This is a genomic window from Streptomyces sp. SAS_281 (genome assembly GCF_052542855.1).
This window is the reverse complement of the sequence record NZ_JBMNDO010000053.1, coordinates 41,893-52,221: the sequence shown is the minus strand read 5'-3', so window position 1 is coordinate 52,221 and position 10,329 is coordinate 41,893. Positions and strand designations below refer to the sequence as shown.

At 66.4% G+C, this 10,329-nt stretch carries 6 protein-coding genes and 1 pseudogene; 4 read left to right on the top strand and 3 right to left on the bottom strand.

Features of this window, described 5'->3' with window-relative positions; genetic code table 11:
- Window positions 1-65 precede the first annotated feature (65 nt).
- Complete coding sequence (locus tag ACN6LM_RS21015) at window positions 66-1,508, bottom strand: CCA tRNA nucleotidyltransferase (protein WP_445066909.1); 1,443 nt, start codon at window positions 1,506-1,508, stop codon at window positions 66-68.
- 181 nt (window positions 1,509-1,689) lie between these two features.
- On the opposite strand from ACN6LM_RS21015, the gene ACN6LM_RS21010 reads away from it, so the two are divergent.
- The 3 genes from ACN6LM_RS21010 (at window position 1,690) to ACN6LM_RS21000 (ending at window position 8,063) form a co-directional block, all read left to right on the top strand.
- Window positions 1,690-3,987: a DUF6049 family protein gene (locus ACN6LM_RS21010; RefSeq protein ID WP_445066908.1), complete on the top strand. Its 2,298-nt coding sequence runs from the start codon at window positions 1,690-1,692 to the stop codon at window positions 3,985-3,987.
- Window positions 3,988-4,036: 49 nt separating this feature from the next.
- Window positions 4,037-6,193, top strand: coding sequence for a murein biosynthesis integral membrane protein MurJ (gene murJ / locus ACN6LM_RS21005; RefSeq protein ID WP_445066907.1), 2,157 nt, complete (start codon window positions 4,037-4,039; stop codon window positions 6,191-6,193).
- Window positions 6,194-6,326: 133 nt separating this feature from the next.
- Window positions 6,327-8,063 carry a protein kinase family protein gene (locus ACN6LM_RS21000; RefSeq protein ID WP_445066906.1) on the top strand — a complete coding sequence of 579 codons (1,737 nt, stop codon included), beginning with the start codon at window positions 6,327-6,329 and terminating at the stop codon, window positions 8,061-8,063.
- Between the two features lie 34 nt (window positions 8,064-8,097).
- Here the strand turns inward: ACN6LM_RS21000 and ACN6LM_RS20995 are convergent, their stop codons facing one another.
- Complete coding sequence (locus ACN6LM_RS20995) at window positions 8,098-8,871, bottom strand: hypothetical protein (RefSeq protein WP_445066905.1); 774 nt, start codon at window positions 8,869-8,871, stop codon at window positions 8,098-8,100.
- A gap of 227 nt (window positions 8,872-9,098) precedes the next feature.
- Window positions 9,099-9,554, bottom strand: a complete 456-nt coding sequence (locus ACN6LM_RS20990) for a hypothetical protein (protein ID WP_164399279.1) — start codon at window positions 9,552-9,554, stop codon at window positions 9,099-9,101.
- Between the two features lie 443 nt (window positions 9,555-9,997).
- Here ACN6LM_RS20990 and ACN6LM_RS20985 point away from each other — a divergent pair.
- Window positions 9,998-10,231: pseudogene (locus ACN6LM_RS20985) on the top strand (ISAzo13 family transposase); the annotation flags it as partial.
- Window positions 10,232-10,329 lie beyond the last annotated feature (98 nt).

The following is a 10,329-nucleotide window of genomic DNA, read 5'->3' as shown; positions in this document are numbered from 1 at the left end:
TTCCGATCTGCGCTCATGTTTCACGTGAAACATGAGCGCCGACGCATGGAACGGGAGCGAGAGCATCAGCTCTGTGCTTCCCACCACTTCTTCAGTTCCGCGACTGCCGCATCGTGCTCCAGCGGGCCGTTCTCCAGGCGCAGTTCCAGCAGGAAGGCGTACGCCTTACCGATGACCGGGCCCGGCCCCACGCCCAGGATCTGCATGATCTCGTTCCCGTCCAGATCCGGCCGGATCGAGTCCAGCTCCTCCTGGCTTTTCAGCTGGGCGATGCGCTCCTCAAGGCCGTCGTAGGTGCGCGAGAGAGCAGCAGCCTTGCGCTTGTTCCGCGTGGTGCAGTCCGACCGGGTCAGCTTGTGCAGCCGTTCCAGCAGCGGGCCGGCGTCCCGTACGTAGCGGCGCACCGCCGAGTCGGTCCACTCGCCGTCACCGTAGCCATGGAAGCGCAGGTGCAGCTCCACCAGCTTCGAGACCTCTTTGACCATCTCGTTGGAGTACTTCAGCGCCGTCATGCGCTTCTTGGTCATCTTGGCGCCCACCACCTCGTGGTGGTGGAAGGAGACCCGCCCGTCCTTCTCGAAGCGCCGTGTCCTCGGCTTGCCGATGTCATGGAGGAGGGCGGCAAGGCGCAGAACGAGGTCCGGCCCGTCCTCTTCCAGGCCGATCGCCTGCTCCAGGACGGTCAGGGAGTGCTCGTACACGTCCTTGTGCCGATGGTGCTCGTCACTCTCCAGCCGGAGTGCCGGCAGCTCGGGCAGGACGTGCTGGGCCAGCCCCGTTTCCACCAGGAGGGACAGCCCCTTCCGGGGATGCGCGGAGAGCAGAAGCTTGTTCAGCTCCTCCCGCACCCGCTCGGCGGAGACGATCTCGATCCGGCCTGCCATCTCCGTCATGGCGGCAACGACCTCGGGGGCCACGTCGAAGTCGAGCTGTGCGGCGAACCGTGCCGCCCGCAGCATGCGCAGCGGATCATCGGAGAACGACGCCTCGGGCGTTCCGGGTGTACGCAGGACCCGCTCAGCCAGGTCCTTCCGGCCGTCGTGGGGGTCGATGAAGTCCTTCTCGGGCAACGCGACGGCCATGGCGTTGACCGTGAAGTCGCGCCGCACGAGATCGTCCTCGATGGAGTCCCCGTAGGACACCTCCGGCTTGCGTGAGGTCCTGTCGTACGCCTCCGACCGGTACGTCGTGACCTCGATCTGATAGCCGTGCTTCTGCGCCCCCACCGTGCCGAAGGCGATCCCGACCTCCCATACGGAATCGGCCCACGGCCTGACGATCTTCAGCACGTCCTCGGGGCGGGCGTCGGTGGTGAAGTCCAGGTCGTTCCCGAGCCTGCCGAGAAGTGCGTCACGGACCGAGCCGCCGACCAGTGCGAGACTGAATCCGGCATCCTGGAATCGGCGGGCGAGATCGTCGGCGACCGGGGCGACCCGCAGCAGTTCGCTGACTGCGCGGTGCTGCACCTGGGTCAGGGCGCTGGGGTTGTCTTCGTTGGCATTCGGCACAACAGAAAAGGGTACGTGCACGGACCGGTCCGGGCGTCACCCATTTCCTCGGCCCTGCGAGACTCTCCCGATCATGCAGCACACTCCCCGGCACTTAGCCCCGACGCACCTCGTTACCATGCGGGGACGCAGCAACGGACGACGATCAACAGCAGTTGACGATGACGAGGGACGGATACGCGTGGCCGAGGCGGCAGACATCCAGGGGATGCATCCCTCTCCTGCCCGCCGGTGGCTGCGGCGCACAGCCGCCGTGCTCGCCGGGGCTCCGCTCGTCGCCGCCCTGCTGGCCGGAGCCTCCGCCCCGCAGGCCCGGGCCGACGCTCCGGCCAAGGCCCCGACGGGTTCCAGCACAGTGTCGGTGTCCCTGGACGAGATCACCCCCAGCGCCCCAGAGAAGGGGGACACGCTGCGGATCTCCGGAACCCTGACCAACAAGGGCAAGGAGACGGTCACCGACGCCCAGGTCGACCTGCGGGTCGGCCCCCGCCTCTTCAGCAGGACCGCCATCGACACGGCCGCTCGGCGTACGGGCTACCTGCCCGGTACCGACCCGTATCCGGTCGGGGGCAAGTACACGGTCGAGATCGACAAGCTGCGCTCAGGAATCAGCCAGGACTTCACCCTGTCCGTTCCCGTCAGCAAGCTGGGCCTCGGGGACGACGGGGTCTACCAGCTCGGCGTCTCGCTGTCGGGGCGCACCTCGCACACCATGTACGACCAGGTGCTCGGCATCAAGCGGACCTTCCTGCCCTGGCAGGACGGCGACCGCGACTCCAAGATCGGCATCAGCTACCTCTGGCCGCTGATCGCGTCCGCGCACCTCACGGCGGAGACCGGCTCGGACGAGCAGCAGACCCCGGTGTTCGCCGACGACGACCTCGCCGCGGAGATCGCACCGGGCGGCCGCCTCGAACAGATGGTCTCCCTGGGCAGTCGCCTGCCCGTGACCTGGGTCATCGATCCGGACCTGCTGGCCAGCGTCGACGCGATGACCAAGCCCTACCGGGTCAAGTCCGGTGACACCACGGTGGCCGGGACGAACCAGGACGTGGCAAAGAAGTGGCTGACCTCGCTGGAAACGGCCGTGTCCGACGGCAAGGTCGTGGCGCTGCCCTTCGGTGACCCGGACCTGGCGTCGATCGCCCACCGCGGCAAGAACGTCTCCGGCACCCTCAGCCACTTGCAGACCGCCAGCGAGGTCGCCGGGATGACGGTGGAGACGATCCTCCACCTGAAGCCGTCCACCGACTTCGCGTGGCCGGTCGACGGTGCGGTGGACCCCGCGATCGTGGACGTCGCCACCTCGGCCGGTGCCCACCACGTGATCGCCCGCAGCGACAGCCTCGACGAGGCCGGGAACCTGGTCTACACGCCTACCGCCGCCCGCCCGATCGGCGGTGGCACCACGGCGGTCGTCGCCGACGCGAGGCTCTCCACAGCCTTCCAGGGCGACATGGGCAACGCCGGGAGCTCCACGCTCGCCGTGCAGAAGTTCCTCGCCCTGACCCTCGCCCTGGCCGAGCAGGACACGGACAAGGACCGGTCCGTCGTCGTGGCACCCCAGCGCACACCGACGGTCGCCCAGGCTCAGTCGATGGCACGCGCCATCGACACACTGGACGACGACCGCTGGACGAAGTCCGAGGGCCTGGCTCAGGCGGCGGCGACCAAACCGGACTCCAAGGCCACCACCGACGTGCCTCCGGCATCCCGGTACCCGAAGAAGCTGCGCCGCCAGGAGCTGCCCACGCAGGCGTTCCAGGACATCAAGGCCATCCAGTCCTCACTCGACAACTTCCAGGTCATCCTCACCCACCCCGAGCGGGTGGTGACCCCCTTCGGGAACGCCGTCAACCGGTCCATGTCGACGTCGTGGCGGGGTAGGCCACTGGAGGCCCAGCGATACCGGGACTCGGTCCGCACCTATCTTCAAGGGCTCGTAGGCGAGGTCCAGCTCGTCCCGAAGTCGGACATCACCCTCTCCGGCCGCAGCGCCACGATCCCCGTGACCGTGCAGAACAGGCTGCTGCAGGACGTCGATCACCTGGTGCTGCGGCTGAAGTCCGACAACGCGACCAGGCTCAAGCTGAACGACGGCGGCAGCATCGCGGAACAGCCCATCCAGATCGGCGCCGGGCACAGCCAGTCCGTGAAGTTCGACGCGGCGGCCAACATCAACGGCCAGGTCCAGATGACCGCGCAGCTCTACACGGAGGACGGGACTCCGTACGGTGAGGAGATGGCCTTCACCGTCAAGGTCTCCGAGATCACCCCGACGGTGCTTCTGGTCATCGCCGGCGGACTCCTGCTGCTGGTGCTGGCGGGCATCAGGATGTATGCACATCGCAAGCGCGCCAACGCGGGCGGCGCGGCGGGCGACGACGGCAGTGAACCCGAGCAGCCGAGTGACCCGACACCGGACACCGGTCCCGAAAGCGCGGAGCCATCGGGCACGGGTGAGAAAGTGGACCGTTGAGCGATGTCTGTCGTGGCCGGTCGGCCGGGGACGATGAGGTGGGGTTTCGATGAACGCGCCGTACGACGGTGACCGCGGTCAGGGTACGGGCGGGGCCGGGTACTCCGGCGGCCCTCCGGTGCCCCACGACCCGCAGCAGCAACCGGCGCCGGACCCGTATCTGCAGTCCGCGTACGACTACGACCCGTACCGGGCCCAGGACCTCTCCGCCCAGGACCCAGTGGACGAGGCGCTGTACGACCGCGCCGCGCACCCGCCGCCGCCTCCTGGCACCTACCAGCAGCCACAGCCGCTCTATCAGCAGCCTCCGGCACCTCAGTACGCCCCCGACCCCCGTATCTGGGCCCAGACGCCGCCGCCCGAGCCCTCCGGCCCCTCGCGCCACCTCCCGTACGGCGACCATGCCGCGACGACCCAGTTCGTGGGCGTGGACGACCTCGTCACCCAGGCTTCCGCGAACCGCGACGAGCCCGACGCCTTCGCCCACCTCTTCCGCGACCAGGAGGGGCCCGCGAACCCGGGCGCCTCTCCGGCACCGGCCCAGCCCGAGCCCGCCCCGGCACCGGCCAAGTCCGGCGGCCGCGCCTCCAGCCTCCTGAAGTCCAGCGCGGTCATGGCGGCCGGCACGCTCGTCTCGCGGCTCACCGGCTTCGTCCGCAGCCTCGTGATCACCGCGGCGCTCGGCGCGGCCCTGCTCGGCGACAGCTTCACCATCGCCTACACCCTGCCCACGATGATCTACATCCTCACCGTGGGCGGCGGCCTCAACTCCGTCTTCGTCCCCCAGCTCGTCCGCTCGATGAAGGACGACGAGGACGGCGGCGAGGCATACGCCAACCGACTGCTGACCCTGGTGATGGTCGCACTCGGCCTCATCGTCGCCGTGGTGGTCTTCGCGGCCCCCTGGCTGATCCGGCTGATGTCCTCGACGATCGCGGACGACCCGGCGGCCAACAACGTCGCTGTCACCTTCGCCCGATACTGCCTGCCCACCATCTTCTTCATGGGTGTGCACGTCGTGATGGGCCAGATCCTCAACGCCCGTGGGAAGTTCGGCGCGATGATGTGGACCCCGGTCCTGAACAACATCGTCATGATCTTCACCTTCGGGATGTTCATCTGGGTCTACGGAACGTCCCACGAGTCCCACATGGGCGTGCAGACGATCCCGCCGGAGGGCGTGCGGCTGCTCGGCATCGGCACCCTGCTCGGTCTGGTCGTGCAGGCGCTGGCCATGGTCCCGTACCTGCGCGAGGCCGGCTTCCGCTTCCGCCCGCGGTTCGACTGGAAGGGCCACGGGCTGGGCAAGACGATAAAGCTCGCGAAGTGGACGGTGCTGTTCGTCTTCGCCAACCAGGCCGGTGTGCTGGTCGTCACCCAGCTCGCGACCTCGGCCGGCAAGGCATCCGGAACAGACGGCGCGGGCTTCCTCGCCTACTCCAATGCCCAGCTGATCTGGGGCATGCCGCAGGCGATCATCACCGTCTCGGTCATGGCCGCCCTGCTGCCCCGGATCTCCCGGGCCGCCCACGACAACGACCCCGGCGCCGTCCGCGACGACATCTCGCAGGGACTCCGCAACTCCGCCGTGGCCATCGTCCCGGTCGCCTTCGCGTTCCTCGCCCTGGGCGTGCCGATGTGCACCCTGCTCTACTCGTCCAGCGGCCCCGAGGCCGCCCGCTCCATGGGCTTCATCCTGATGGCCTTCGGCCTCGGCCTGATCCCCTACTCCGTGCAGTACGTGGTGCTGCGCGGGTTCTACGCGTACGAGGACACCCGCACGCCCTTCTACAACACCGTCATCGTCGCCCTGGTCAACGCGGCCGCCTCCGCTCTCTGCTACGTCGTGCTGCCCGCCCAGTGGGCCGTGGTCGGCATGGCCGCCTCGTACGGCCTGGCCTACGCCGTCGGCGTCGGGATCGCCTGGCGCCGGCTGCGCAACCGCCTCGGCGGCGACCTGGACGGCGCGCAGGTGGTCCGGACCTACGCCAGGCTGTGCCTCGCCGCACTGCCCGCCACCGTGGTCGGCGGCGCCGTGGGCTTCGGCCTCCTGCGGGTACTCGGGGAAGGTGCCCTCGGCGCGCTCGCCGCTCTGGTCTGCGGCGGTGCCCTGCTGCTGGGAGTGTTCTTCGTCGCGGCGAGGAGAATGCGGATCGAGGAGATCAACGGCATGGTCGGCATGGTCAGAGGGCGGCTCGGCCGCTGAGGCCGACCGGCCCGCACAACCATCGCCGGTCTCCGCGTGTCGTGCATAGCGCCGGAGTGTGGGCACAATTGGCGTGACTGTGCAGAGCAGAGCTGGCTGGCATCGCGCAACGGATGGGGAGGCAGGAACGACGGTGGCGGAACGTAGCACGGCTGCCGTCGACGTGGCCGACAACAGCGGGAACGAGCCGCTGGCCGCCAAGGCGGACGAGGCCACGACCGACGGCACGGCAGAAGCGCAGGACGCGGCGGACACGGGCTCCCAGGAGGAGAACGACGAGAAGGCCGCATCGAAGACCTTCCCGGCCGCCCCGGATCTGCACAGCGGTCACAAGCTGGCCGGCCGGTACCGGCTGGAGGAATGCGTCACCCGTCTGGACGGGTTCAGCAGCTGGCGTGCCGTCGACGAGAAGCTGCGCCGCGCGGTGGGGGTCCACCTCCTGCCCGCGGACCACCCGCGGGCTCGCTCGGTCCTGGCCGCCGCCCGGTCCTCCGCGTTGCTGGGCGACCCGCGCTTCGTGCAGGTCCTCGACGCCGTCGAGGAGGACGAACTCGTCTACGTCGTCCACGAGTGGCTTCCCGACGCCACCGAGCTCACAGCGCTGCTGAGCACGGGCCCGATGGACGCCCACGACGCGTACCAGCTCGTCAGCCAGATCTCCCAGGCCATGGCGGCCGCGCACCGGGAGGGGCTGGCCCACCTGAGGCTCACGCCGGGGGCCGTGCTGCGCAGCTCGTCCGGCCAGTACCGCATCCGGGGCCTCGCGGTGAACGCCGCCCTGCGGGGCATCACGTCCGACGGCCCCCAGCGCGCCGACACGGAGGCGATCGGGGCCCTGCTGTACGCCGCGCTGACTCAGCGCTGGCCGTACGAGAGCGATGCGTACGGGCTCACCGGACTGCCCAAGGGGATGGGGCTGCTTCCTCCCGACCAGGTACGGGCCGGAGTCCACCGGGGCCTCTCCGAGATCGCCATGCGGGCTCTCGCCAACGACGGCGCCACTGCGTCCCGCCAGGAGCAGCCGTGCACCACGCCCGACGAGCTCGCCAAGGCCGTGGCGGCCATGCCCCGCATCCCCCCGCCCGAGCCCGTCTTCACCGCCCCGCCCGAGTACCAGCGGACCACCTACCAGCAGGGCACCTACGGAAGGCCGGCGGCGGCCGGTCCCGCCGTCACCCAGCCCGTCGTACCGGTGCCTCCCGCGCCGTTGCAGAGCCGCACCGGCAAGGCCCTGAAGTGGGCGGTGTCCGCTCTGCTGATCGCCGCCCTGGGCCTGGGCAGCTGGCAGCTCGCGGAAACGCTGCTGGACCGCGACAACAAGTCGAGTGACCCGGGGACCACTCGGACCAGCCCGGACGGCGAGAAGAGGGGTCCCAAGCAGACGACGCCGAGAGTCCTGCCCGTCCACACGGCCAGCGAGTTCTATCCGGACGGATCGCCGCAGGACACCGACGGTGTCGAGAGCACCTACGACAAGGACAGAACGTCGTTCTGGCGCACCAAGACCTACTACGACGGCCCTGTGCTGGCTCCGTTCAAGAAGGGGGTCGGCATCATTTACGATCTCGGGTCGCCCCAGAACGTTTCAGGCGCTTCAATCGCTCTCCGGTACGGAGGCGATCACACCGCAATCTCACTGTATGCGGTGGATTCCATGGCCCCCGTGGAATCCATCAGCTCGCTGAAGAAGATAGCCACTTCGGAAACATCGAGCACCCTCGCGAAGCCGCGAGCAGAGAGCCCCGTAAAATCACGTTATGTGCTTCTCTGGTTGACTGCCGTACCGCACGCCGATGGCGATCAGTACAGCGGGGCCGGGTACAAACAGGGAATAACCGATGTCTCATTCCTAGGCACCTCGCCGCAGTGATGGCGCATCCGCCGGGCGGGGACGAACCCTCAACTCATCCCGCCCGGCGGGGCCCCACCACTTCCAGCGAATGCTCGTACACCTTCGCAAGGTTGTGCTTGATCTTGGAAAAGTCCTTCGCGTGGCGTCGAATATAATCCGCCTGGAGTTTGGTCTCCACGGACAGCAGGACCGTGGGAACGCGTGACTCCCTCTTGCATCGCACATCATGTGTCGCGGTTGATATTTCAGTAGCACTGACTTCACTCACCTGCCACCGAGGGTCGTTATTCGACCCCCAAATATTCGCATAATTGTATCCCAAACCCTTCATGCAGGTGCTCCAACGAGCCATCGCGTCGACGACACCGGGATCACGGCTGGCATCGAGAAAAGATTGAGAATGGTACTTCAGCAGTTCCTTCCATTTTGAATCTTCTTTCCTTTCCCCAAAAATGTCCGCCTGCGCCCGCCCCAAGCACCCTTTCTTGGATGAGGTGCTTTCACGGCTCACGTCCTCGTCAGGCGCCACACCCATGTACGCCTCGACAGCTCTGGCATCCGGTTTGAATTCCTTCTCGAGGTTTTTCTGTTCCCGAGAATCCGAGTCGGGCCCGGACGGTGGATGGTAACCCCATTTACGCACTTCAGGTCCCTCGATGACGCCGTATCGGCGGGCGTTCATGGGAGATGAAGCCATTTCACTTGTTTCGTTCTGCACCGGCTTAGACCACTTGAAGCCGCGTTCCTTCATGCACGAGTAAGCCAGTTCCTGAACTGCCAGGTCATTCACTTGGGCTTGCTCAGGTGATTCCACATATGCGTCCATGGGAAGCTTGATGTCGGATCCTCGCACTACGACGCCTACCGAGGGGGCAGATTCTTTTCGTTTGCCAGGATCTGAGTGCAGATCAGACGGCACAGCGGCCGAAGAGCAACCGACCGCAAGGAGGCCGACCATCGGGAGTGTGCAAAAAAATGATCGTCGAGGATTCATAACCTTCACAAACGGAAGGGCGCCCCGCCTTTACAGGAAGGGCGCCGCGGCGGTGGAAACTAGCCGTAAATCGATCCACAAGTAACATTGAACCGGTGAGAGTTCATGTTGTCGTTTGCGACCCTGCCATTACTCAAGCCCACACTCCTGAAAAAGACAATGCCGTGCGGCTTGATCGTGAAACACGGACCTGCGTAATTGGAGTTGTAATAAATGGCCACACGGCTGTCCGGGTCCCAGTTGGTTGCCCCACTGACATTGGTAAGCACTCCATCACCCTTATAGAGGGCCGTGCTTGTCCCGGTGTAGGTGATGTTGGCCCATGAACTCCGGGAGTAGAGGTCGATTCTCGACTTCCCGTTGAGATACTGCCCACCGTTCTCGAACAGGCATATCTTGTCGTACGCATACTCAGCAGTGCACTCGGGAGCCGCCGAGGCCGACGGAGCTGCGATAAATCCGGCAGCTCCTGCCACAGCGGCGACCGTAACTACCGAGGAAATCAACCTCTTCACGAGAAACCCTTCATGTGGACGCAAAGTGGAGCCATGAAAATTTCATGATCCACATCGCTGTGTCAAGATGTCAATATCATTAAATTTCCGGCAATAAGACTTCAAGGTTCAGCGATTTGGGTCGTGCCCTGCGGCCTGCTACGTCAGCTGTAGTTCCGGTTCGACCACGAGCAGGCTTACCAGGAGACCGCCTGCCTGGTCGTCGGTGGACTCGGCGGTCAGGACATGGTGCTGGTGGCGGGAGACGCGAAGTGGTCCACGGACTGTATGAGTGCGGCAGTACTCCGGCGCGCTCGGCGGCGCAGTTCTCCTCGTCAGGCGGCCTTGCATCCGGCAGCAGCCACCGGGACGAACCCGGTGTTCATCGACAGGCCCGGTAGTCCCTGATGAGTGGGCAGCGGACAAGGAACGCTGCGAGACGGTCGAGGTGCAGGAGAAGATCGGACGTGCTGACCTCAGCGATGGAGGTTCAGCGCGATCTCGTACTCCGCGCTCGTCGAGGTCCTGCGCGCCTGGTGACCCCTGGCACAGGCGGCAAAGCCGAGTGCACCTCAGTCGACCGGGTCTTGGTCACCGTGCTCCACCTACGAAAGCCCGTGCCGATGCACCTCTTGGGCCAGCTCTTCGATGCCACCGCCATGACCACCAGCCGCAGAGCGAAGGACGTCCACCAGCTGACATCGCGTGGCACCTTGAGCCCACCAAATCGAGACCAGACCAACGTGTTGGTTACCGGAAGGCTGTTGGAACGCTTCCGGAAATCTCCATCCGATCA